This window comes from Arthrobacter sp. T572, from assembly GCF_056780115.1.
Window position 1 is genome coordinate 168787 of the sequence record NZ_JBRAZQ010000001.1, and the last position, 23610, is coordinate 192396.

Genomic DNA, 23610 nt, shown 5'->3' on the forward strand with positions numbered 1-23610 from the left:
CTGGCCACAGCAGGCCACTTCGAAAGGACCAACGTGCCTACACAAGGGACCAAAACAAAGATGTTTGCGGTACTAGGTGCAGCCGCCATGATGATCACCGCGTGTGCTCCCGGTTCGACCGCTGGTGCGGAAACCTCTCCGGGTTCCACCACCACAACCAACGACTGGTTCGACCAGGCACAATTCGATCTGGAAAACTCGCAACGGACTGCAACCTTTGCCGGGGACCCATCCACCCCCTATCTTCAGCACCTCGACGGGCCAATGGTAGACGCCACAGCATTCAAAAAGAACGCGCCGGCCAAGGTCTGTTTCTCCAACGCTGCACTCAGTAATACGTGGCGGCAGACCGGCTGGATCACCATGAACGAACAGCTCAAGGAGCTGCAAAAGCAGGGTGTCATCTCGCAAATGGAAACCCGCAACGCCCAAGACAGCGACAACACACAGGTTGCTGACATCGACTACTTCGTGAACCAGCAATCCTGTGACGCCTTCATCATCGCCCCCAATTCGCCACAGGCAACGGCACCGGCAGTGGAAAGAGCCTGCAACACAGGAAAACCCGTCATCATCTTCGACCGTGGGGCCGGCACGGACTGCGCAACCACATTCATCCACTCCGTGGGCGGCATGGCCTGGGGAATTGATTCAGCGACGTTCATAACAGAAAACGTCAAGCCAGGAGGACACGTAGTAGCACTGCGTACGGCGCCTGGAGTTGACGTTTTCGAGCAGCGCTGGGCCGCTGCCCAGCACATTTTCAGCAAGGCAGGGCTGAAATACACGGACTACATCACCGGTGCCGACCCCACCAAAATCAAAGCAGTCGTGGCCGATGAGCTCGCCAAAGGAACTGTCGACGCCGTTTGGGTGGACCTGGGCGACCAGTCCGTTCCAGCTATCGAGGCCTTCGAGGATACCGGCAAGGACATCCCTGTGGTGACCGGCGAAGACAACCTCTCGTACCTCAGGGCATGGAAGAACAAAGGGTTCAAAGGCTTCGCGTCCGTGTATGACGCCTACCAGTGGCGAACCGCGCTCCTTGCGGCAGCCTCCCTCTTCCGGGGCGAATCCATCCCCAAGGATTGGGTATTGCCTCAGGTACCCGTCACTTCCGAAGATCTCGACAAGGTCCTGAAGACCAACGAGGGAATGCCCGATTCGCATTACGCAGCCTTCGGCGGCGAGGACCTTCCAGGCTTTCCGCAGGTATGGCAAAAGCGGGTCATTCCCTAACGCACAGGGAAGGACCGGAAGAACGTCCTTCCCTCCACACTTCACTTCAGTTCGAAAGGAAAACCCATGGCGGCAGACAGCGCTGTTTTTTCGCCCCATCCAGACCTATTTCCACCTGCGCGCGTCGCAGAGCTCATCGTGCTGGCAAAAGCACTCTATCCACACCCGGACCTACGGGACGGACCTTACACCCGGACTGTTTCCAGCATCATCACACAGGCCGCATCAGATCCCGGGCTATACCGAACCCTGTCAGACGGATTAAGGGACTTGGCCCAGATAACAACTTCGCCAATCCGCGACATGGATTCCAAGGCCATTGATTGCCTGCTGCGAGCGGTTGAGCAAACAACGTTCTTCAACACTCTGCGCCCGCTGGTTGCATTTCACCTTTACGACGACCGCGAAGTCTGGGAATTCATAGGCTACCCGGGGTCTTCGTTCGAACAGGGCGGCTACCTGCGCCGCGGATTCGACGACCTGGCATGGCTTCCCCAACCCCGCATCGAAGAACCCGCCGAGCCCCTCCTCCCCATCGGACCCCTCCCAACCACGTCTCCTAACGTGACCGAATACGCAAGGACAGCCGGATGAAAAAGTATGACCTCACTGATGACGACGTCGCCGTTATCATCGGTTCCGGCCCCGGCGGTGCCACCTTGGCCCTCAGACTCGTACAGCAAGGCCTTAAAGTCGTGCTTCTCGAAGCAGGCCCATGGATCACCAACGACAAGTTCATCAACGACGAACGGGAGTCCTACAAGCAGCTCACATGGACCGACACCCGCCTGGCAACAGGATCATGGAGCCTCGCGAAGGACTTCCCCGGCAGCCCGGCGTGGAACGGAAAGGCCGTCGGTGGAACGGCGACATTCTGGACCGGACTGACACCCCGATTCAAATGGCACGAGTTCAAGACACACACGTACTACGGAGACCTGCCCGATGGGACCATCGCAGACTGGCCACTGGACCTGGACGAACTCGACCGTTACTACACCGCAGCGGAAAAAGCAGTGGGAGCCTCCCACCGGCACGGCCGACCTCCGCTGCCGGCGAGCAACGGCTACAAGGTTCTGGCGAACGGCGCCGAACGAATCGGATACCGCCATTACGCAACAGGCCCCTACGCCACCAACGTTGAACCCTACGATGGCCGCCCGGGCACAGTTCAGGACGGCTTCGCTATGGCAGGCGATAAAAGCCGCGCCAAGTGGTCACCACTTGTCAGCGAGATACCAAAGGCCTTAGCCACGGGCCTGCTGGAACTGCGGACCGAAGCCCAAGCCGTACAAATCACGCTTGGCCCTGACGGCCGCGCGGACGGCGTCGTCTACACAGACACCGTGGGAAACCTGCAACGTCAACGGGCTCGCCTCGTAGCTGTAGCAGGAAACGCCATCGAGACCCCACGCCTGCTCCTGCTTTCGGCTACCTCGGGCCATCCCGACGGCCTAGCCAACTCCTCAGGCCAGGTCGGGCGCAACTATATGCGGCACACCACCGGTCTCGTCTACGCCGAGTTCCCCAACGAAGTCCATATGTACCGCGGCGAACCAATGGCAGGCATCATCAGCGACGAATCGCGGCATGACCCATCACGGGGCTTCGTTGGCGGCTACTACATCGAGATGATCGCCCAAGGGCTGCCCTCATTCAGTACCTTTATGAGCCCGGGGGAGTGGGGGCCACAATTCACAGAAAAGGTAGAAGCATACACCCGCACAGCGGCACTTTGGATTTGCGGTGAGGACGTTCCGCAGGCAACCAACAGAGTGACCCTAAGCAACACCGTCACCGACCGCCTCGGTCTGCCCGCACCTGTCGTCCACTACGACGACCATCCCAACGACATCGCCATGCGGAACCACGGCTACGAGCAGGGCGAGAAACTCTTCAAATCTGTCGGCGCCATCCGCACAACCAGAGCCCCGGGGATGCCCTCCGGCCACAACCTGGGAACAGCCCGAATGAGCCAGAAGCCTGATGAAGGCGTCGTCAACAGTTTCGGTCAAGCCCACGACGTACCTAACCTGTTCGTCTCCGACGGATCACAATTCACCACCGGCGCTGCCGCGAACCCCACCCTGACAATCGTCGCCCTGTCGATGCGACAGGGCGACTACATCGGCCGGCAGCTCAGCGCGGCAGCTCTGTAGACATTCCGTTCCGCTGCCCTACCAGCCATCGAAAACAGCAACAAGGAGCATCATGGCAATCGCGACCATCGACCCCACCACGGGCATCACCCTGAAAACCTTCGACGCCCATACGCCCGAAGAGGTAGAAAACCGGATCGCCCGTGCGGAAGCAGCATTCCGGTCACTGCAGAACACCTCCTTTGAAGAACGCGCCCGCTGGATGCATAAGGCCGCTGACATCCTCGAAAGCGAAGCCGACGAAGTGGCCCGTCTCATCGCCACCGAGATGGGCAAAACCTTAACGACAGCAAAGTACGAGGCCCTGAAATCAGCCACCGGCATGCGGCACTTCGCCGATCACGCCCAGCGCTACCTTAGCCCGGAAACCCCGGTCCCGGCGTCCGAGGTCAACGCCTCCAACCTCCACGTACAATTCGACCCGCTAGGCGTCGTTTTGGCCGTTATGCCCTGGAATTACCCCCTTTGGCAGGCCGTCCGCTTCGCCGCCCCCGCACTAATGGCGGGCAACACAGGGCTCCTCAAGCACGCCTCAAACGTTCCTCAATGTGCGCTGTACCTGGGAGACCTCTTCGCCCGCGGCGGTTTTCCTGAAGGCGCGTTTCAGACACTGCTGGTTGAAGGCAAAGACGTTATTCCCCTCGTGGATGACGCAAGGATCAGGGCGGTCACCCTGACCGGCTCCGTCGCTGCCGGTTCCGCCATTGCTGAAGCAGCCGGCAGGAACATCAAAAGGAGTGTCCTGGAACTGGGAGGCATGGATGTCTTTATCGTCATGCCCTCGGCCGATATTGACAAGGCCGCTGCCCAGGCAGTAATCGCACGCCTTCAAAACTCGGGGCAGTCCTGCATCGCGGCCAAGCGCTTCTACGTTCACGAAGATGTCTACGACCGCTTTGAACATCTGTTCGTTACAGGTATGGCCGAAGCAGTTGCCGGTGACCCCTTGGACGAAAGCACCAGCTTTGGACCCTTGGCCACGGAGCGAGGACGCCAGGACGTTCATGAATTGGTTAGGGACGCCCGCGAAAAGGGGGCAGCAGTTCAGTGTGGAGGAGAAATACCGGAAGGGGAGGGCTGGTACTACCCGGCGACTGTCCTCACAGGCGTAACAGAGGACATGCGCATCTACCGGGAAGAATGCTTCGGCCCCGTGGCCTGCCTCTACAAAGTGTCATCACTCCAGGAAGCCATCGCTCTCAGCAACGACTCTGATTTTGGTTTGAGCTCAAGCGTGTGGACCAATGACGAGACCGAAGCGACCGAAGCAGCTCGATCAATCGAGGCCGGGGGCGTCTTCATCAACGGTCTGACGGCGTCATTCCCGGCGGTGCCTTTCGGCGGCCTCAAAGACTCCGGCTACGGACGTGAGCTCTCCGCCTATGGAATCCGGGAGTTCGTAAACATCAAGACGGTCTGGATCTCCTGACCCACCCGAAACGGGGCGGCGCTGGCCCTACTAACCCTCAGCGCCGCCCCTTCAACCCTTTTCTCTGAGGAAAATATGACTAAAACAGCGATTGTCCGCGTCGCCATGAATGGCATCACCGGCCGGATGGGCTACCGCCAGCACCTGCTACGGTCCATCCTCCCGATCCGCGACGCCGGCGGCTTCACCCTCGAGGACGGCACCCGCGTCCAGGTTGAGCCCATCCTGGTGGGCCGCAACGAGGCCAAGATCCGCGAGCTCGCCGAAAAGCACAAGGTCGCCGAGTGGACCACGGACCTGGACTCGGTCATCAACGATCCCAGCGTGGACGTCGTCTTCGACGCGTCCATGACCAGCCTCCGCGCAGCAACCCTGAAGAAGGCGATGCAGGCGGGCAAGCACATCTTCACCGAAAAGCCCACGGCCGAAACCCTGGAAGAGGCCATTGAACTGGCCCGCATCGGCAAGGAAGCAGGCGTCACCGCCGGCGTCGTCCACGACAAGCTTTACCTGCCCGGCCTCGTCAAGCTCCGCCGCCTGGTGGACGAAGGCTTCTTCGGCCGCATCCTCTCCATCCGCGGCGAATTCGGCTACTGGGTCTTCGAAGGAGACATCCAGGCCGCGCAGCGCCCGTCATGGAACTACCGCAAGGAAGACGGCGGCGGAATGACCACGGACATGTTCTGCCACTGGAACTATGTCCTGGAGGGCATCATCGGCAAGGTCAAAAGCGTCAACGCCAAGACCGCCACCCACATCCCCGCACGCTGGGACGAAGCCGGCAAGGAATACAAGGCCACCGCCGACGACGCCTCCTACGGCATCTTCGAGCTCGAGACCCCGAGCGGCGACGAAGTCATCGCCCAGATCAACTCCTCCTGGGCCGTCCGCGTCTACCGCGATGAGCTGGTGGAGTTCCAGGTGGACGGCACTCACGGTTCCGCCGTCGCCGGGCTGAACAAGTGCGTCGCCCAGCAGCGCGCCCACACCCCCAAGCCCGTCTGGAACCCGGACCTGCCCGTCACCGAGTCCTTCCGCGACCAGTGGCAGGAAGTGCCCGCCAACGCCGAACTGGACAACGGCTTCAAGCTGCAGTGGGAAGAGTTCCTGCGCGACGTGGTCGCCGGCCGTGAACACCGCTTCGGCCTCCTGTCCGCAGCCCGCGGCGTCCAGCTTGCCGAACTCGGCCTGCAGTCCAATGACGAACGCCGCACCATCGATATCCCGGAGATCACGCTCTAATGACCTCGCTCATCCTTCCCTCCTCCGACGGCGGCACCCGGGAGTACCGCCTGCAGGGCGCTACCACCTGGGCCCGTCCCACCGCGCCGCTGACGGCCCGCCGGGCCTACGCCGCCGCCCACGTCGTTCCGGAAGTCCTCGCTGACAACACCCCGGGGGCCCCGGCCCGGCTCGACTGGGACGCCACGATGGCGTACCGCCACGAGCTGTGGTCCTACGGCCTGGGCGTCGCCGATGCCATGGACACCGCCCAGCGCGGCATGGGCCTGGACTGGGCCGCCACCCAGCAGCTCATCAAGCGCACCGGCGTCGAAGCGGAGTCGGTGGTGTCCGCGGGCAATGCTGCCACGGCCGGCAAGACCGTCCGGGACCTGGTCTCCTGCGGCGCCGGCACGGACCAGTTGGACATCGACTCCCTGCCCGCCGGCGAAGCCGGCCTGAAAGCCGTCATTGAGGCTTACCGCGAACAGATCGCCGTGATCACCGAGGCCGGACCCAAGGTCATCCTGATGGCCTCCCGTGCCCTGGCCAAGGTTGCCACCGGCCCCGAGGACTACCTGAACGTCTACTCCACCCTGCTCCAGGAAGTGGACCAGCCCGTAATCCTGCACTGGCTCGGCACCATGTTCGATCCCGCACTCGCCGGCTACTGGGGCTCCGATGACGTCCCGACAGCCACCGACACGTTCCTGGGCCTCATCAAGGACAACGCGGACAAGGTTGACGGCGTCAAGGTTTCGCTGCTCGACGCCAGCCACGAGGTGGCCCTGCGCGCGGCGCTGCCCGAAGGCGTCCGCCTCTACACCGGCGACGACTTCAACTACCCCGAGCTCATCGACGGCGACGGGACCCACCACTCCGACGCGCTGCTGGGCATCTTCGCGGCCATCTACCCGGCCGCCTCGGTTGCGCTACAGAACTACGACGCCGGAAACGCCGCCAAAGCACGCGAAATCCTGGACTCCACCCGCGAACTGGGCAAGCACATCTTCAGCGCCCCCACTTTCTACTACAAGACCGGCATCGCGTTCATGTCCTGGCTCAACGGCAAGCAGCCAGGCTTCCAGATGGTCGGCGGCCTGCACTCAGGCCGCTCCGTCTGCCACCTCGCCAAGACCTTCGAACTGGCCGACCAGGCGGGCCTGCTCAAAGACCCGGCACTGGCCGCCTTCCGGATGTCTGAATTTTTGCGGACAAGCGGGATCTAGATGGACCTTGCCAATCCGCGCCCGAATGGACACGCACGGGTTCTCATCGCATCAGATAAATTCAAGGGCTCCCTTTCCTCACGAGAGGTCGCCGCCCATCTCACTGTTGGTCTTCGCAGCGTGCATCCAGCCGTTCAGGTCAAACAGCTGCAGGTCGCTGATGGTGGCGAAGGCACAGTAAAAGCGGTGATCAGTGCAGGCTTCAGCAGCCATCTCGTTCAAGTCAGCGGTCCCACGGGACGTCCAGTTGTCGCAGAATTTGCAACACGGGGCAACGAAGCCGTTATTGAGATGGCAAATGCCGCTGGCTTAGCCCTTCTCCCAGGGGGTGCCCCCGCTCCGCTGACCGCTAGTAGTAGAGGAGTAGGAGAACTCGTCTGCGCAGCACTCGACCTGGGCTGTAACAAGATCGTCATCGGGGCTGGAGGAAGCGCCTGCACTGACGGTGGGGCTGGATTCCTGGCGGCACTTGGTGCCGAATTTCTCGATGTCAAGGGTCAACCTCTGCACGAGGGCGGGGGGTTTCTGATGGACCTCGCCTCCGTGAATCTGGACAACCTGGATAAGAGACTTCGTCGGGCGCGATTCGTTTTGGCAACAGACGTTAACAACCCATTGCTCGGTCCTGAGGGTGCAGCAGCGATATTCGCGCCCCAAAAGGGGGCTACGATGACCGACATCGCGCGCCTCGAAGCCGGACTTGAGCAGCTAGTCGCAAGTATGGAGCAAGAAATCGGTCCTCGGGCTATTAGAGCTGCCGCAGTACCAGGAGCGGGATCTGCGGGCGGGCTCGGTTACGCTGTCATCGCAGTCCTGGCTGCGCGAACCCAACCAGGAGTCGTTGCCTTCCAAAACATACTGGAACTGAACCACTACATCGCGGACTCAACACTCGTAATAACCGGTGAGGGAAACATGGACGAGCAAAGCCTCGGCGGGAAGCTGCCCCTGGGTATCAGTCGCATCGCTTCAGAACACGGTGTACCAGTGATTGCAGTCTGCGGAAACATCGCCCTGGACGCTTCGCAAGTTGAGCTCGCTGGTTTCACCCGGGCCTACTCTCTGCGGGAACTGCAGCCCGATCTGTCCCGATGCATCAACCAAGCTGGGCCACTGTTAGAACAAATTGGGAGCACTATCGGATCTGATCTTCACAAACTGGGTGCATGACGGACACGACGGGCAGGGCAGGTCGCACGTTGGAGGCAAGAATATGAGCAAATTCCAATACCTTGAGCCCGGCAGCCGAATTGAAGCATGGGATAAAACCGGCACCCGCTGGCAAGGAACCGTTGATATGGCAGACCCTGATTTGGGCGTTATTTGGATCCACACAGACGTTGGGGAACGCAAACTCCTCGACTTCCACGAGCATACGATCCTTGCGCCCTGCCGGTAAATCTGCAACCTGACTCGCTCAGGCCTGTGTAAGACTAACGCCGATAATGGATATTCCGTCAACCCAAGGGAGTGGATAGTACATTGACCGCTCGCGAGGCGATCATGCTTCTTGGTGCGCCCGTTCCGTGTGAACTGCCGCCTGAGGTGGGTAGCTCTGGGTAGGTGCCGTTGGAGTGATCCGTCGGGTTCCCGGAGGTCGAGGGGTACGTGTAGGTTGAAATCTGTATTTCAAAACAGGTCTTGACGAGCGATTTGTAATGAACTTTACTTGAGCGTGCCAGTGACCACGCTGGTGCGGCCGACCCAATCGGATGGCCGGTGCGCGACCGCACGTGCATCGATCTGGGGCCGCCCATCAAACGACTCGAAGAGGACAATGATGTCTGAAAGCGGTACTCGGGGCAGGAAATTGAAGTCATGGGAAGCGGCGGCGCTTTCCATTGGCTTCATGGGCCCACTTATGGCTGTTTCATTGAATGGGATCGGCGTGTCGCAACTCGTCGGCAAGGCTGTTCCCTTTGTTTTCGCTCTGGGCTTCGTCGGCGTTTCTTTGGTTGCGTACGGGTTCGTTCGCCTGACTGGAAGGTTCAACCATGCCGGTTCCGTCTATGCTCTGGCCGGCTTGACCATTGGCCCGCGGGCGGGGTTCTTTGGAGGATTTGCCCTGCTTGGCACTTATCTCCTCTTCGGCGCCTGCACATTGACGGCCTGTTCTGTGTTTTTCCAGACTTGGATTGACGAGGCTGGGTGGTCATTCCAGGCCGCTTGGATCATCGTCCCCTTGGTCGCGGCAGCGCTGGCTGTCCTTTGCAACTTGAAGGAGTCGCGCTTCACCACACACCTGCTCACCTACATTGGTGGCGCAGGGGTGCTTCTTATGCTCATACTGGGCGTCGTCATTCTGTTCAAGGTCTCCAGCGGGCAGGCCCCTGTCGAGGCTTCCATAGATTTTGGAGCCTTAACGCCAGCCGGCGCCTCCTTCGACTCGCTGATGGCTGCGACCGTTTTCGCCTTCCTATGCTGGGCCGGATTCGAATCGTGCGCGTCCCTGGGGGAAGAAACCAACAACCCGAAGCGGGCGATCCCGATGGCGCTCGGTGGAGCTGTCGTGCTGTGTGGTGCCATCTTTGTTTTCATGATGTTCGCCCAGACCATCGGGTTTGGTACATCTGAATCAGGGTTGGCTCTTTTTGCCGATTCAGAATCATCCATTACCCAGCTGGCGAGCATGTACATCGGGAAGGAATACGCTCTTATTCTGGCCTTCGCTGCCGCGGCAGTGGCTTTCGCGTCGACCATCAGCTCGATCGCTGCCGCTTCAAGGCTTTTGTTTGCCCTTGCACGGGATGGCTTTGGTCCACAGATACTGGCCCGTGTTGATCGTCGTACCGGGGTACCGCGTCCGGCCGTGGTGGTTGCGACAGCCTTGAGCTTCGCCATTGCCGTTGGGCACTGGCTCGGAGGTGCTTCCGCCTTTGAGACGTTCTATTGGACCGCTACTATCGCTGTGCTGTGTCTCCTGGTTGCCTACGGGACCACAACCGTTGGCGTCGTTGTCTTTATCGCCACCGGGCGCGGCAAGATCCCCAAATGGGAGATAGTTGTCCCCGTACTGGGGATTGGATACTTGTTGTATGTCTACTTCGTTCAGTCTGTGGGCCAAGTAGCGCCCTTTAGCTACTTCCCGTGGATAGCAGGGGCTTGGTGCCTGGCCGGGGCAGCCATCGCCATCTTTGCACCCAGTCTCGCCCGCAAGATCGGAGCACGCCTGGTTCAGCAGGATGCCCAGCAACAGGACGACCATGAGGAGCCGTCATCCTCCGCTCTGCTGGGTGCAACAACCGCCCCCTCGCAAGACTCCGATGGGGGCGCACATTGACTCCAGCCTCTGCTCTTTATGAACTGGATCAACAGGTCCTTGCCTCCTGCGGCCAGTTGCGTTTCTCGCCACTCGCCATAGATTCTGCCCAAGGAAGCCAGCTGATTGATTGATCCGAGTGGGCGGCGCCTGATCGACTTCTCGGCCGGTGGCAGCGCGGCAGGGCTGGGTTACGCGCATCCGTCGGTTGTTTCGGCAGTGGATGAAGCTGTCAGGTGCATGCTTGGGGTTGGAAGTCTGTTGGGAACCCACCGCTATGCAGTTAGACTCGCCCAACGCTTGCTGGCACTAACGCCCACCATAGGGGAGGACCGATGTGTTTACCTGGGCCTGTCCGGATCAGATGTTAATTCAGCAGCATTGCGGGGGGATAAGGGCGGCATCGGACCGCCCCACAGTGCTGGCCTTTGAGCATTCCTATCACGGCGGTATCGGCCCGGCCCAGGAGATCTCGGGGGTTTGGGTCGGTCCTGCTTCCACCGAGCAGCAGCAGCTTGTCTTGGTGCCATACGGGGACATCAACGCTGTGGAGTCTGCCTTGTCCTCACAACAGGTAGCCGCGGTCTTCGTCGAGCCCGTTCTCAGTGACGGCGGACTCGTCATCCCGCCGGAAGGATTTCTGCTGGAGCTCCGGGAGCTTTGCACCAGGCATGGGACGTGGTTGGTGGTCGATGAGGTCAAGGTGGGGCTGGGCAGGACGGCGCTGCTGCATGCCTTTGAACACGCCGGCATCAGACCTGATGTGGTTACGCTCGGAAAGTCCTTAGGCGGAGGGCTTCGGGCCTCCGCTGCCGTCGGCCCCAGGGAAATCCTCGGCGCGGAGCCCGCAGGATCTCTGCTCACCCTCTCCGGTAATCCGGTAGGCGCCGCTGCAGCCTTGTCTGTCCTTGATGTCCTCACCTCTCCAGGTTTCGTGGAGGAGGTTGGACTGAAAGGGCACGCTTTCGGAGCCCGCCTGGCGGCGCTGAAGGATCGGCATGAACTGGTAGCCGACGTCCGAAGCCATGGATTGGTTGCTGGCATTGAGCTCCGGCACCGTGACGGTTCGCCTGCGGCCACCGCCACCGCCCGGGTCCTCTACAGAGCCTGGGAACTGGAGGTTACCGCGATCAGCGTTGGTCCGCAACGTAACGTCATTGAACTGAATCCTCCTTTGGTGCTCACGCTTAATGAACTTGAGGAAGGGTTTGATTTCCTGGAGCAGGCGCTGGCGCATGTCGCGGCGGGCCAACTCGACGGCGTCGACCTCGGACCGTTTGCGGGCTGGGCCTGACCAGCCTCCCGAACACGGCAGGGGCTCCAGGAATGGAAACATTCTCTGGAGCCCCTGCTCGTGTGCTGCATTCTTGATCTTCAAAGGAACGTGACCACCACGCCGTCCTCTTCATAAACGGCGACGCGGCCGACGCCAAGATCTTGCCACATCCAAAAGATGGAACCGTCGGCCATGACGCAGTCGACTGTGCCGGTGAGTGTAGGGCCTTGGCCGTGGACCTGGACGCGGTCTCCTTCGTTGAGCAGGAGCCACGGCACCTCAGCAAGATCTTGATGCTCCCCGATACGGAACGTCAGATTCGAAGGCCGCTGTTCCGTGCCCAGCCACGCTTGGATCCCCCTGGCTTGGGCACAAGTCAGCGATTCATCGCTGGTGTGCCTCACGTTGTGCCTACCCAAAGTTGCATCTGCCATTGGACGTTTCTCCTGGGGCGGTGGCTTGAATGAGGAAGGCTGGTGCCGTTCCCGTGGTTCGTTTCCATACTTGTTGTTCTCCTTTGTCTGTTGAGGGAATGGAATCAAACTGTCTGGAGAGACAGCGAAAGCCCGGCAGCAGCGTCGCTGCCACCGGACTAACACTGGACGACATGACCTTGTCGTTACCGCGTTGTCGACTCTGCGGGTGATTTTTCTTGGAGCGATTTGCTTGGTGTAGAGGGGGCTGCTTCAGAAAGCCGTGGCTTTCTGCTACGGGAGAGCCAACTCTTGGTGGAAATGAGGATCCCTGCGATTCCGCGCGGCATGAAAACCAGGACGACGAGGATTCCGATACCGATCAGGATCGCCCGCCAGGATCCGAGTTCGGTGAGTTGTCTGTCGAGCAGGGTCACGACCAGCGCACCGAGCATCGGTCCCCAGATATGTCCGGTACCGCCGAGGAAGATCATGCTTAGTCCGAGGGTGACGAAACCGAAGCTGAACAGCGTCACGTCGGCGACGCGGAAATAGGAGACATACAAAGCGCCGGTGATGCCAGCGATGGATCCGCTGAGGATGAAGGCGAAGATCTGTTGCCGGATGCGGTTCATGCCACGACTGACGGCGAGGTTTTCGTTGTCCCGCAAAGCGACCAGGCTCTTGCCGAACGAGCTCTTCATCACTGCTTGAAGTAGCCCGTACAACCCGATCAGGCAGGCTCCGAGCAGCCATAGATACCCTTGGCCCGTCGACGATGCCAGCGACAGGGAGCCGATCCTGAGGGAAGGGACCCCGGAAAGCCCGTTGGAACCACCTGTAAGTCCCGGAACGGCAAGAATCAGGTAGTAGCAAAGCTGAACGAACACGAAGGTGATCAGCGCTATATAGATTCCTCGCATCCTGACCACAGGCAGATAGGCCAGTGCGCCGGCTACGCCTCCGGTAAGGGCTGCGGCTCCGAGCGACAGCCAGGGATTCCATTGCCAGGAAACGCTCGTCACGGCCATGGTGTAACCACCGACGCCGAAGAATCCGACATGGGCGAAGTTGAAGATGCCGCCGAATCCGAGGGTGAGGTTCCAACTGGCGGCCAGCATGGCGTAGATCAAAGCGCTGATCGCCACGATCCTCAGGGGGCCTTGCACAATGAATGGCAGGGCGGCCACGGCCACGACGGCCAGGGACCACCATGCGACGCGTCCTAGACGGTTGCGCATCATGACCTTCCTTTCACGAGGCCTTGGGGCCTGATGAGCATGACCAGTACCAGCAGCACGAAGACGGCCACGGGGCTCCACTGCAGGCCCAGCCAGTACGTGGTTGCTGAGTCGAGCAGGCCGATTGAGAACGCCCCGATGAGTGTGCCCCAGAGTGAGGCGGAGCCACCGAAGACCAAGACGACAAAGGCTGTCAGCAGGGGTTCGAATCCCTTGGCGGGTGTGATCGTTGTGGTGGTGGCGTAGACCAGGGCGGCTGCGCAGGCCAGCACCGAGGCGATGGCGAAGACGGAGGCGTACACCCTGGCGGGCCGGATTCCGACCAGCATTGCCATGTCACGATTTTGCTCGACGGCTCTGACGGCTGCGCCCCACTGGGTCTTGCGCAGGATGACGATCAGACCAATTACCAGCGACAGCGCGAGTACGAAAGCGATGACTGTTGTCGCAGCGACCTTGATGTCGCCCACGGCGATGGTTGAGGTGGTCAAAGGCTGCAGTTGACGGTTTTGTGGGCCCCAAAGCAGTTGGGCAATGCCTTCCACGGCGCTGGCCACTGCCAAGGTGGAGACCATGACCAGCAAGGTTCCGTTGGGCCGGTTGATGAAGGGCCTGACGGCGATCAGTTCCAGCAGGGCGCCGAGGCCGGCGAGCACGGGGATGGCCAGCACGATGGCAAGGGCTACCGGAATGCCGGCCCGGTCCGAGAGCGTCCAGATGGTGTAGGCGCCCAAGAGGAGCAGGGCACCGTGAGCGTAGTTGAAAACTCCGAGGGTGGACCAGATCAGGGAAAGTCCGCTTGCCAGGAGTGAGTACAGCGAGCCGAGTACGACTGCGGAGATCAGGATAGAGAGGAGGATCTCAAGCATGTCGCACCCCGCTTTCGGGGCTGGCCGCGGGGGAGGCGTGGCCACCAATAAACATGTTCATCATTTCTTCGTTCGAGGGGCGGTCGGCTGTTGAACCCGAAGCGACGATCCTGCCCATTTCGACAAGCTGCCAGCGGTCTGTCAGCTCGAAAAGGAAGTCAACGTCGCCGTCGGCGACGATCAGTGTCAGGCCTGTTTGGCGGACGGCATGGAGGGTTTCCAGGATTTCGTAACGCACTTTTGGTGCCAGCCCTAGGGTGGGTTCGTCCAGGATGAGCAGCTTGGGCTTGGACATGAGACCCATGCCGATCGCGACCATTTGCCGTTCTCCGCCGGAGAGGGTGCCGATGAGCTGGTCTTTTCTCTGGGCCAGCTTGGGAAAGAGCTGCTGGACCATGTCGAGCGTTTGGTGCCTGGTGTCCCGGGCTGCGGGGAGCCGCGCCGCCAGCAGGAGGTTCTCTCCCACTGTGAGCCGCGGAAACAGCTGGCTGGCCTGGGGGATGTGCATCAGTCCGTCGCGGACGATGTCATAGGCAGGTTTGCCGGTGATGTCTTTGCCGTCGAAGATGACTTTCCCGCTGCTGGTTCTGCCCAGGCCGGTGATGGCGCGCAGTGCTGTCGTTTTGCCGTGTCCGTTTGGACCCAGCAGGGCCAGGGATTCACCCTGTGCCAGGTGGAGGGAGAGGTCTTTGACCACCTGCATCCGTCCGTACCCGGCGTTCAGCTCGGTTACGTCCAGAAGGCAGGATTGCGGAGGCTGCTGGCCGGTCATGCTGCGGGCGCCTTTCCAAGATATGCCTCTAGGACCAGGGGGTCCGAGAGGACGTCGTCGGGGTTTCCTTCTGCCAGGAGCCGCCCCGAGGAGAGGATGATCATTCGGTTGGCCAGCTGCCGCAGGACGCTGAGAACGTGTTCGATGATGATCAGCGTCAGCCCCTGGCGTTGCAACTGGCCCAGGAGGCTGACCAGGTCTGCTTGGTCGTCGGTGTTCAGACCACCGGCCGGCTCGTCCAGCATGAGCAGCTGCGGATCGGCGACCAGTGCACTGGCAATCATGAGCTTTTTCTTGGCCAGCAGCGGGATGTCGCTGGCTTTGGCGTGGGCCTGGTGTGCCAGGCCCACGCGCTCAAGGGCTGCGTCGGTGTCGGAACCGGAGTTCTTGCCACTGCCCAGATACGTGGCCGAGACTGCGACGTTGTCCCGGACGGTCAGGTCGGGAAAGAGCTGCTCTGCTTGGAATGTGCGGCGAAGGCCCAGCCGGCTGATGGCGTGGGCTGGAAGCCTGTCGATCCGTTGCTGGTTGAAGTGGATCGTTCCTGCATCGGGACCGAACGGTACTCCGGAGACGAGGTTGAACAGGGTGCTCTTCCCGGCGCCGTTGGGGCCGGCGATACCTAGAACTTCGCCGTTATCGACACTGATGGTGACGTCGTCGACTGCGCGGAACCCGCCGAAGACTTTGCTGGCCTGGGATACTTGCAGAAGGGGCTGCGCAGCAGCCCTTGGAGCTAATGGATCCATGACGGCTTCTGCAGAGTGTTGTCGGCAAACTCAACCGGGGCGATGGTCACGCGCTGTCCGGACTGGATCTGGTAGTAGGTCATGGGGACACCGTCAGCGCCGGCGACCGCCAGGTGCGTGGCAGGATCAAAGTGGACCCGGCCGAAAACGGTCTTTTCATCGAGTGTTCCGATGGCGGCGCCCACTTCTTCGCGCTTGGTTGCGTCTCCGGTCTTCTCCGCAGCCTTGGCCCAGAGCATGACCTGCTCATACAAGGCCACGTTGTACAGGCTCAGTCCGGTGTTGAACTTGTCCTTGAATTTCTTCTCGAGGTCCTTGGTTTCGGGCAGTTTCTGCAGCGGGGCGAAGGGGAGGTTGTACAGCACCCCGTTGGCGTTTTCGCCGGTCAGGTCGATGAACTCCGGGACGCTGGGGGCGTACTGGGAAACAACCAGGGAGTTGGACGGGTTCTGGCGGAACTGCGTCAGGAACTTGGCCGCGTTGGCAGTGAGATAGTCCAGGTTCACGACCAAAGCCGGATCCACCTGGCGGATCTTGGTCAGCTGGGTGGTCCAGTCGTTGACCTCACCAAAAGGTACGGTGTCCGGGCCGGATACAGTCCAACCCTTGTCTGCCAGGCTCTTCTGCAGTCCGGCGGCGATTCCGTTGGAGTAGGGGTTGTCGCTGGAGATGATGTAGGCCTTGCGGTTCCTCAGCGGGAAGGTTCCGTCGGAATTCCACTTGTCCAACTGCTGGGGCAGGTCTGTTCCGTAACCGTCATAGCTGGGCGCAACGGACCAGATGCCTGAATAACGGTCCGGGGATTTCTTGATGATGTCGGCGGTCTGCGTGCTGCCACCGCCGAGGATGTAGGGAATTCCCGCCTCGGCGAGCTGGTCTATTTCGAAGTTTGTGGTGCTTGCATAGCCGGTGACGACCGCAGCAACGCTGCTGTCGGAAGTGAGCTTGGCGACCGCCGAGGAAACTGCGTCCGATTTCAGGTCCCGGACATCGGAAGTTTCGAGCTTCACCTGGCGCCCTGTAACGCCGCCCTTGGCGTTTAGTTCATCAATGGCGAGCTGGGCTCCCTGTTCCATGAGCTTCCCATCGGCGGCCGCGCTGCCGGTCAAGGGAGCCAACAGGCCCAGAGTGATTGGATCCGAGCTGCCAGCGCTGGAGCTGCCTCCACAGGCGCTCAGGGAAGTGAGGGCAACAGCGGCCGCTGCTACGACCGCCGCAAGCCGGCTGCGCCGGCGGATGTTTGTTGGGGACATGATGCACTCCGATAGTTGTGACTTGGGATACTTCAAGTAAAGTCCATTACATCAAGTCGGTCAAGGGTCGATTTGTAACAAACGATACGAACTCACGCGGCGGTGCCGCTGCCCATCAGAAACCCTTGGTAATTCTCTGATTTCCCTGCTGAAGCGTGGGACAACTTGGCGAGGGCCCGCGGGCAACCCCTTGCGAAGAGTTGATTTCGGCAGTAGGTTTGCTCATCAAATATGTAACAAACATTTCAATGTAAGGATCTGGTCGTGACGTACGAACTGGAACTGGCTGCCAAGGTTCCCTTGGTGGACCACCATTGCCATAGCGTGATGGGAAATGATCTGGACCGCAGTGACCTTGAAGGGCTGCTGTCGGAGTCGGACTGGCCGCCCCCGCATGGTGTCAGCAACTTTGATTCGCCTGTAGGCGTGGCAGTACGCGCCTTGTGTGGCCCTCTGCTTGGACTCGAGCCGCACGCCTCAGCAGACGACTATGTCGCAGCACGGGGTGGTTTGGGGGCGCCGGAGGCCAACAAGCGGCTCCTGCAGGGGACCGGAATTGACCGGTACCTCATCGAAACCGGCGCCTCCCACCCTTCCATGCTGACCCTTGCCGAGATCGAAGCGGCAAGCGGAGCCCAGGTGCAGACGATTGCCCGCCTGGAGGTACTGGCAGAGACACTGCTTGCCACGGCAAACTCCGTGACGGACTTCAACAACAAGCTCTCCACAAGCCTCGATAAAGCCGCCCGCGACGGCAAAGGATTCAAGTCCATCATCGCCTACCGCTACGGGCTTGACTTCGATCCCGATCGGCCAAGCACCTCAGAGGTTGGCGAAGCGGTAGACGGCCTGCTGCGGGCCCGTGATGAAGGATCGTGGAAGGGCCGACTCTCGCAACCGGTGCTCATGCGCCACCTCATTTGGGAGGCCGTCGACCGCCAGCGCCCCCTGCAGTTCCACGTCGGGTACGGTGACTCCGACATCAACCTTTACCGCTGCGACCCGACCCGGATGACTGAATTTATTCGTCGGACCAGGACCAGCGGCACGGACATCATGCTCCTGCACTGTTATCCGTTCCAGCGCGAAGCAGCTTTCCTTGCGCAGGTGTACCCCCATGTGTATCTGGACACCGGCGCGGCCATGGCCTTCACCGGATTCGCCTCCGACACCTTAGTCAGGGAATCACTGGAACTTGCCCCCTTTGGGAAGATCCTATTCTCCTCCGATGCCTACGGCCTGTCCGAACTGTACCTGTGCAACGTGGCTTTGTGGCGTCGGGCCATCGGCCGGATCTTCGGCGACTGGGTCGCCGAAGGCGCCATGGGGCGAAACGATGCCGAACGTTATATCAACGCGATTGCCCACGGCAACGCAGAACGGGTGTACTCCCTGTGACACAGATTCCTCCCATCCACGAACTGCGAGCCCGACTTCAGCGCCACCTCCCCGCTGCCATGGAGCTGCGCCGGGAAATACATGCCGACCCCCGCATCGGCGGCACAGAAGCAGAGACAGCCGAGCGGCTGGCAGCCCTGCTCGGGATGCCCGGGGAACCGTCCGTGGCCGATGGCCGCATCCTCCGGTTCGGCCCCCGGAACGGACCGGCCGTGGCGTTGCGCGCAGAACTGGATGCTTTGCCAATCAATGAGGAAACCGGCGTCAGCTGGGCCGCGGACAACGGAGCCATGCATGCCTGCGGCCATGATGTGCACATGGCGGCTCTATACGCCGCCATCCTCACACTCCGCGATACCGCGCCCGAACTTCCGGTCGTGGCACTGCTTCAACCCCGCGAAGAGGTTTACCCGTGCGGTGCCGTTGACCTCCTGGCCGCACCGCAATGGGCAGAGGCCAACATCGGGGCCGTCATCGGCGCGCACACCCAACCACGCCTGGCCGCAGGCAGCATCTCCGCAGCCGAAGGACCTGTCAACGCCTCTGCCGACGAATTCGAAATCCGCATCACAGGCCAAGGCGGTCACGCCGCGTATCCACATCTGGTCAACGATCCGGTCGTGGCGGCCTCTGCAGTGGTCGGGGCCCTACAACAAATCGTCTCCCGTAGCGCCGATCCCATGACCCCGGCTGTTGTGAGCATCGGCTCGGTCCATGGCGGCTCTTCGGCGAATGTCATTCCCGATGAGGTGGTCCTGCGCGGAACAGTGCGTTCCTTCTCCAGCCAGCAGCGCCAGCAGATCCTGGCCCAGCTCGTCGATGTCACCCAAAGCGTCAGCGCGGGCTACAGCTGCTCATCCCAGGTCAGCATCTCGGACGGAGAACCTGTCCTGGACAATGACCGCGATCTGATCCACGGCACCAAGCTGCTGCTTGACGAACTCGGCTACGACTTGGACACCGAGCTGAGATCCTGCGGTGCTGACGACTTTGCCTACTACTGCGAGGTCGTTCCCTCCGCGATGCTGTTCGTCGGCGTAGGCACCGGGGCACCCGGAGAACCAGGACTTCACCACGCGAAGTTCCTTCCTGCCGACGAAGCCATCGGACACGTCGCAGAAGCGCTACTGGCCGGATTTACGTCGGCCCAGCAACACCTGACCATTCCCAAAGAAGTCGACGACTTCCTTAGCCTGAACAGAGAGTCCTGATGAACCACCACGACCGCAGCGTCCCAGAGACTGATCTCCTTACCACCATCGTGGACAACGCCGGCGTCTCGCGCGCCAAACTTCTGCCCGGCGGCCGGGTGGAATCCGTCGCGAAGAAGGGCATCGGCCTCTCTCCGGCCTTCGCAACAATCTGCGTTGACGATTCCATCGCCGTCATCAACGATTCCTCCCCGGTAGGGGACATGAGGCTCGTCCCGGATCTGGAAGCGGCAGCGCAGCTGGCACCGGGTCTGCGCTGGGCTCCGGCCGACCAGCTGGACCAGGACCTCGCGCCGATGCCCTTCTGTCAACGCTCCGCGGCACGGCGCCTGGATGAAGAAGCCCGAAACAACGGCTTCGAATACCTCGTGGCATTCGAGTACGAGTTCACCGTGTTCAAAAGGACCGCCGACGACTTGCAGCTGGGCCACAATGGACCAGGCTACGGTCTGGCAGCCTTCCTCGAACTGGAAGCCTTCCTCCTGGAGCTCCTTCACGACCTCCAGGACGCTGGAGTCAAAGTAGAGCAGGTCCACCCCGAATACGGCAAAGGCCAAGTGGAACTTTCGGTCGCGCCGGCCTCTCCGGTCCGGGCCGCAGATACCTCCGTCCTCGTTCGGTTGATCGCCCGCCGGGTATCCCTGCGCCACGGTCTGTTGGTCTCGTTCTCACCCATCACCGTGTCCAACGGAATCGGCAACGGGGCCCACTTGCACTTCTCAGCCGCCACCAGCGAGGGCAACGTTTTCAGCAACGGCGACCTGCCCTACAACATGGGACAGGCCGGCGCACACATGATTGCCGGCCTCCAGGAAAACCTTCCCGCCGTCACTGCCTTGCTGGCCCCCAGTGTCCTGAGCTTCGACCGGCTTGCCCCGGGCATGTGGTCAGGCGCATGGGCCTGTTGGGGACTGGAAAACCGCGAGGCGGCCCTTCGCTTCATCAAGGGAACCACCGGATACGGCGACAGCTCGGCCAACTGTGAAGTCAAAATTGTCGATCCTTCCGCAAACCCCTACCTCGTGGTCGCAACAATCCTGGCCCTCACCCAGCACGGCGTCGCCGCCAAGACCCCCCTGAAGCCACCGGTGGCAATTGACCCGGCCCTGGTTCCGGTCCAGGACCGTCTCGAAAAGGGCATCGAGCAGCTGCCATCGTCCCAACAACTTGGCCTGGAATTCCTGCGTTCCAACACCGTTGTCCGAAACGCCCTCGGCGCTGATCTCATTGACTCTTTCGTGGCCGTTCACGCCCAGGAACAGGAAAAGTTCGCCGACCTTCCCAAGGAAGAGAAGATCGAGCTCCACTTGTGGAAGTACTAAGTCACGCCAACACCGGAGAGGTAAGAAAATGAACACCACAGCAGACCAACGGTCAGCAGTTCTGCGAGCCCTTGATGATGCCGCTCCTGCCATGGCGGCGTCCCTCACCGACGCCATCAAAATCCGCAGCATCAACCCCAAGTACCCCGGCCAGGACTACAACAAACTGGTCGGCGGCGAAGGGGACATGAGCGAGCTCATGGCCGACCTCTACCGCAGCGCCGGGGCCAAGGTGGAAATGGTTGAAGCGGAACCCGGGCGGGCCAACGCCTGCGGCCGCATCCACGGATCAGGCGGAGGCCGTTCCCTGGCTTTCAACGGCCACGTCGACGTCGTCCCCGCCGAGGCCTCTGGAAGGTGGTCAGTTGCCCCCTTCACCGGGCAACTGACCGACCATGAAGTCATCGGCCGAGGCGCGACCGACATGAAAAGCGGCCTCATTGCCCACGCGTACGCCGTTAAGGCACTGGCCGACGCCGGGATCAAGCTCAAGGGCGATCTGATCCTTCACTCGGTGGTCGGAGAAGAAGCCGGCGACCACCTCGCCGGCACAACAGCTGTCATGCAAGCCGGCTACAAAGCAGACGCCACCGTTGTCTGCGAACCAACCAATCTGCACGACGGACCACCCACCATTTCCCCCACGGCCCCCGGACTCCTGTGGTTCTCAGTCACCATCGAAGGCAAAACCGCCCATGCAGGTCTCCGCGGCCACGCACTGCACCCCGTACTGGACGGACAGAGCCTCGGCGTCAACGCCGTGGACAAACTATGGGTCATCTACAAAGCTCTGCGGAACCTCGAAGACGAATGGGCCTATCGCGACCGGCACCCGCTCTTCACGCCGGGGCACTTCAATCTCCTTCCCGGCGTCATGAAAGCCAATCCGGAAGGCATCGACGTCCCCTTCTTCCTCGCCGACACGGCCAGCATCCAATACTGCGCCCTGCATCACCCAGGCCGCAGCAACGAAGAAGTCATGGATGAAATCACCCGCACCGTCAAACGCGCGTGCGATTCGGACCCCTGGCTGCGGGAGCACCAAGCCACCATTGAGTGGAAACTCGAATGGCCTCCCTACACCCTGGACCCGGGTCATGCGCTGCTTCCAACGTTCCTGAACGCCCACCGGGAGGCCATGGGTGGACACGACGATGCTGCACCGGTCCAAAGCGGATTCTTTGGGGTGTGTGATGTCACCTGGCTGCAGCAGCAGGGGTCCCCGGGAATCATCTACGGTCCCGGGATGGCCACCAAAGCGCACGCCGAAAACGAATCCGTGCCGCTGCACCAACTGGTCACCGCAGCGAAAACCTACGCTCTTGCCGCCATGGACTTTTGCGGCGTCGCCTCCGGAGAAGGTCCCTAGGGTGCAGGCCCTGCTCATGATGGCACGCGCGGAAAGCGGCCAGGGAACCTGCTACTGCCACCCCCACCCGCGGAGCCTGGCTGGCCTGATCCTGACCCTCCTCCGGGAAGCGGCACCGTGCCGCTGTCTCAACCCCAGATCCCAAAAAGAAACGGACGAATAAATTTCTGTAATGGTTGAATCAGAAATGAATCGCGGAGCGTTAGGATCATGCTGTGCAGGTAGAAGAAATCCACTCAGAACGGAACCTTAAACGCACCATCGCAGGGTCCATGGACTCGCTCAGCAAGGGGGAGCGGAAGGTCGCCCGGGCTTTGCTCGCCTCATACCCGGCAGCAGGCCTGTCCACGGTGGCGTCTCTGGCCGCCGACGCCGGGGTCAGCCCTCCGACGGTGATCAGGTTTGCCACACGTCTGGGGTACTCCGGATTTCCCGAGCTGCAAAAGGCACTGGTCCACGAGATCAACGAGGGCATGGGATCACCGCTGGCGCAGTACGACGTGAAAGAACCTTCTGCGGACGAGAACGTCCTCGACCGGTCCAAGGAGGTTTTTCATTCCAGCCTGGATGCGACCTTCAGTGAGCTATCGCACTGGGAGTTCGACCGCCTCGTCAGGTTCCTGGCGGACGAATCCAGGGAAGTGCGCATCATCGGTGGGAGGTTCAGCCGGCTGCTGGCTGACTATCTGGCGAGCCATCTGCAGCTGATCAGGCCACGGATCCAGCTCATTCCCAGGGACGAACTGCCGCGGCTGGCCGCCGTGGCCGACGCCGGCCCGTCCACCATCCTGATCGCCTACGACTACCGGCGGTATGACGAAGTCACTGCACAGTTCGTTGCTGCCATGAGGGCAAGAGGCGCCACCATTGCCCTCATGACAGATAACTGGCTTTCCCCCATCGCCAAGGCATCCGACATCGTGGTGACCTGCAGGGTGGAGGCCCCGTCGCCCTTTGATTCACTGGTGCCGGCAACGGCGCTGACCGAAGCGATCATCGCCGCAGTCACTGACAGCCTTGGCGAGCGGGGCCGCAGCCGGCTCGAAGCCGTAGAAGCTACCGCCGAAGCACAAGAAGCTGCCCTCTAGCTGCTCGATCCAAGGAAAGCCCGGCCCCGTCAGGCCGGGCTTTCCCCTTTTAAGCGGCTCAAGATGACCGTCAAGGAAATCTAACAGGAAATTCATTCTTGCAACGGTTGAAT

Annotated in this window: 22 protein-coding genes; 16 read left to right on the plus strand and 6 right to left on the minus strand. The window is 61.1% G+C overall.

Annotated elements, in window-relative coordinates:
- Positions 1-87 precede the first annotated feature (87 nt).
- The 11 genes from ACUYMZ_RS00820 (at position 88) to ACUYMZ_RS00870 (ending at position 11830) form a co-directional block, all read left to right on the plus strand.
- Positions 88-1239, plus strand: a complete 1152-nt coding sequence (locus ACUYMZ_RS00820) for a substrate-binding domain-containing protein (protein ID WP_481601771.1) — start codon at positions 88-90, stop codon at positions 1237-1239.
- 303 nt (positions 1240-1542) lie between these two features.
- Positions 1543-1833: a hypothetical protein gene (locus tag ACUYMZ_RS00825; protein ID WP_481601772.1), complete on the plus strand. Its 291-nt coding sequence runs from the start codon at positions 1543-1545 to the stop codon at positions 1831-1833.
- Positions 1830-3398, plus strand: coding sequence for a GMC family oxidoreductase (locus tag ACUYMZ_RS00830; protein WP_481601773.1), 1569 nt, complete (start codon positions 1830-1832; stop codon positions 3396-3398). The genes ACUYMZ_RS00825 and ACUYMZ_RS00830 overlap by 4 nt, the downstream gene beginning before the upstream one ends.
- A 52-nt stretch (positions 3399-3450) precedes the next feature.
- Positions 3451-4827: an aldehyde dehydrogenase AldH gene (gene aldh, locus ACUYMZ_RS00835; RefSeq protein ID WP_481601774.1), complete on the plus strand. Its 1377-nt coding sequence runs from the start codon at positions 3451-3453 to the stop codon at positions 4825-4827.
- 75 nt (positions 4828-4902) lie between these two features.
- Positions 4903-6069, plus strand: a complete 1167-nt coding sequence (locus ACUYMZ_RS00840; protein ID WP_481601775.1) for a Gfo/Idh/MocA family protein — start codon at positions 4903-4905, stop codon at positions 6067-6069.
- The gene (locus ACUYMZ_RS00845) at positions 6069-7277 is read left to right on the plus strand and encodes a dihydrodipicolinate synthase family protein (protein ID WP_481601776.1); all 1209 of its coding nucleotides are present in this window, start codon (positions 6069-6071) and stop codon (positions 7275-7277) included. Before ACUYMZ_RS00840 ends, ACUYMZ_RS00845 begins: the two co-directional genes overlap by 1 nt.
- A complete protein-coding gene (locus ACUYMZ_RS00850) occupies positions 7278-8447 on the plus strand; it encodes a glycerate kinase (protein WP_481601777.1) in 1170 nt (389 codons plus the stop codon). It abuts the gene before it with no gap.
- A gap of 43 nt (positions 8448-8490) precedes the next feature.
- Entirely contained in the window at positions 8491-8676 is a 186-nt protein-coding gene (locus ACUYMZ_RS00855; protein ID WP_181968424.1) for a hypothetical protein, read from the plus strand.
- Positions 8677-9054: 378 nt separating this feature from the next.
- Positions 9055-10557, plus strand: a complete 1503-nt coding sequence (locus ACUYMZ_RS00860; RefSeq protein WP_481601778.1) for an APC family permease — start codon at positions 9055-9057, stop codon at positions 10555-10557.
- A 105-nt stretch (positions 10558-10662) separates the two neighbouring features.
- On the plus strand, positions 10663-10968 hold the full coding sequence (locus ACUYMZ_RS00865) for an aminotransferase class III-fold pyridoxal phosphate-dependent enzyme (protein WP_481601779.1): 306 nt from the start codon (positions 10663-10665) through the stop codon (positions 10966-10968).
- The gene (locus ACUYMZ_RS00870) at positions 10901-11830 is read left to right on the plus strand and encodes an aminotransferase class III-fold pyridoxal phosphate-dependent enzyme (protein ID WP_481601780.1); all 930 of its coding nucleotides are present in this window, start codon (positions 10901-10903) and stop codon (positions 11828-11830) included. The genes ACUYMZ_RS00865 and ACUYMZ_RS00870 overlap by 68 nt, the downstream gene beginning before the upstream one ends.
- 80 nt (positions 11831-11910) lie before the next feature.
- On the opposite strand, the gene ACUYMZ_RS00875 is transcribed toward ACUYMZ_RS00870, so the two are convergent.
- The 6 genes from ACUYMZ_RS00875 to ACUYMZ_RS00900 form a co-directional block, all read right to left on the minus strand.
- Positions 11911-12090: a hypothetical protein gene (locus ACUYMZ_RS00875; RefSeq protein ID WP_481601781.1), complete on the minus strand. Its 180-nt coding sequence runs from the start codon at positions 12088-12090 to the stop codon at positions 11911-11913.
- A gap of 341 nt (positions 12091-12431) precedes the next feature.
- The gene (locus tag ACUYMZ_RS00880) at positions 12432-13469 is read right to left on the minus strand and encodes a branched-chain amino acid ABC transporter permease (protein WP_481601782.1); all 1038 of its coding nucleotides are present in this window, start codon (positions 13467-13469) and stop codon (positions 12432-12434) included.
- Positions 13466-14335, minus strand: a complete 870-nt coding sequence (locus ACUYMZ_RS00885) for a branched-chain amino acid ABC transporter permease (protein ID WP_481601783.1) — start codon at positions 14333-14335, stop codon at positions 13466-13468. Before ACUYMZ_RS00885 ends, ACUYMZ_RS00880 begins: the two co-directional genes overlap by 4 nt.
- Positions 14328-15107: an ABC transporter ATP-binding protein gene (locus ACUYMZ_RS00890; protein ID WP_481601784.1), complete on the minus strand. Its 780-nt coding sequence runs from the start codon at positions 15105-15107 to the stop codon at positions 14328-14330. The genes ACUYMZ_RS00885 and ACUYMZ_RS00890 overlap by 8 nt, the downstream gene beginning before the upstream one ends.
- Positions 15104-15856 carry an ABC transporter ATP-binding protein gene (locus tag ACUYMZ_RS00895; protein ID WP_481601785.1) on the minus strand — a complete coding sequence of 251 codons (753 nt, stop codon included), beginning with the start codon at positions 15854-15856 and terminating at the stop codon, positions 15104-15106. Before ACUYMZ_RS00895 ends, ACUYMZ_RS00890 begins: the two co-directional genes overlap by 4 nt.
- Positions 15844-17109, minus strand: a complete 1266-nt coding sequence (locus ACUYMZ_RS00900) for an ABC transporter substrate-binding protein (RefSeq protein WP_481601786.1) — start codon at positions 17107-17109, stop codon at positions 15844-15846. Before ACUYMZ_RS00900 ends, ACUYMZ_RS00895 begins: the two co-directional genes overlap by 13 nt.
- A gap of 264 nt (positions 17110-17373) precedes the next feature.
- Between ACUYMZ_RS00900 and ACUYMZ_RS00905 the strand changes: the two genes are divergently transcribed.
- The 5 genes from ACUYMZ_RS00905 to ACUYMZ_RS00925 all read left to right on the plus strand — a co-directional run bounded on the left by ACUYMZ_RS00905 (position 17374) and on the right by ACUYMZ_RS00925 (position 23497).
- Positions 17374-18507: an amidohydrolase family protein gene (locus tag ACUYMZ_RS00905; protein ID WP_481601787.1), complete on the plus strand. Its 1134-nt coding sequence runs from the start codon at positions 17374-17376 to the stop codon at positions 18505-18507.
- Positions 18504-19718, plus strand: coding sequence for a M20 metallopeptidase family protein (locus tag ACUYMZ_RS00910; protein ID WP_481601788.1), 1215 nt, complete (start codon positions 18504-18506; stop codon positions 19716-19718). The genes ACUYMZ_RS00905 and ACUYMZ_RS00910 overlap by 4 nt, the downstream gene beginning before the upstream one ends.
- On the plus strand, positions 19718-21040 hold the full coding sequence (locus ACUYMZ_RS00915) for a type I glutamate--ammonia ligase (protein WP_481601789.1): 1323 nt from the start codon (positions 19718-19720) through the stop codon (positions 21038-21040). The genes ACUYMZ_RS00910 and ACUYMZ_RS00915 overlap by 1 nt, the downstream gene beginning before the upstream one ends.
- A 28-nt stretch (positions 21041-21068) precedes the next feature.
- Complete coding sequence (locus tag ACUYMZ_RS00920; protein ID WP_481601790.1) at positions 21069-22409, plus strand: M20 family metallopeptidase; 1341 nt, start codon at positions 21069-21071, stop codon at positions 22407-22409.
- A gap of 215 nt (positions 22410-22624) precedes the next feature.
- Positions 22625-23497: a MurR/RpiR family transcriptional regulator gene (locus ACUYMZ_RS00925; protein WP_481601791.1), complete on the plus strand. Its 873-nt coding sequence runs from the start codon at positions 22625-22627 to the stop codon at positions 23495-23497.
- Positions 23498-23610: the final 113 nt, after the last annotated feature.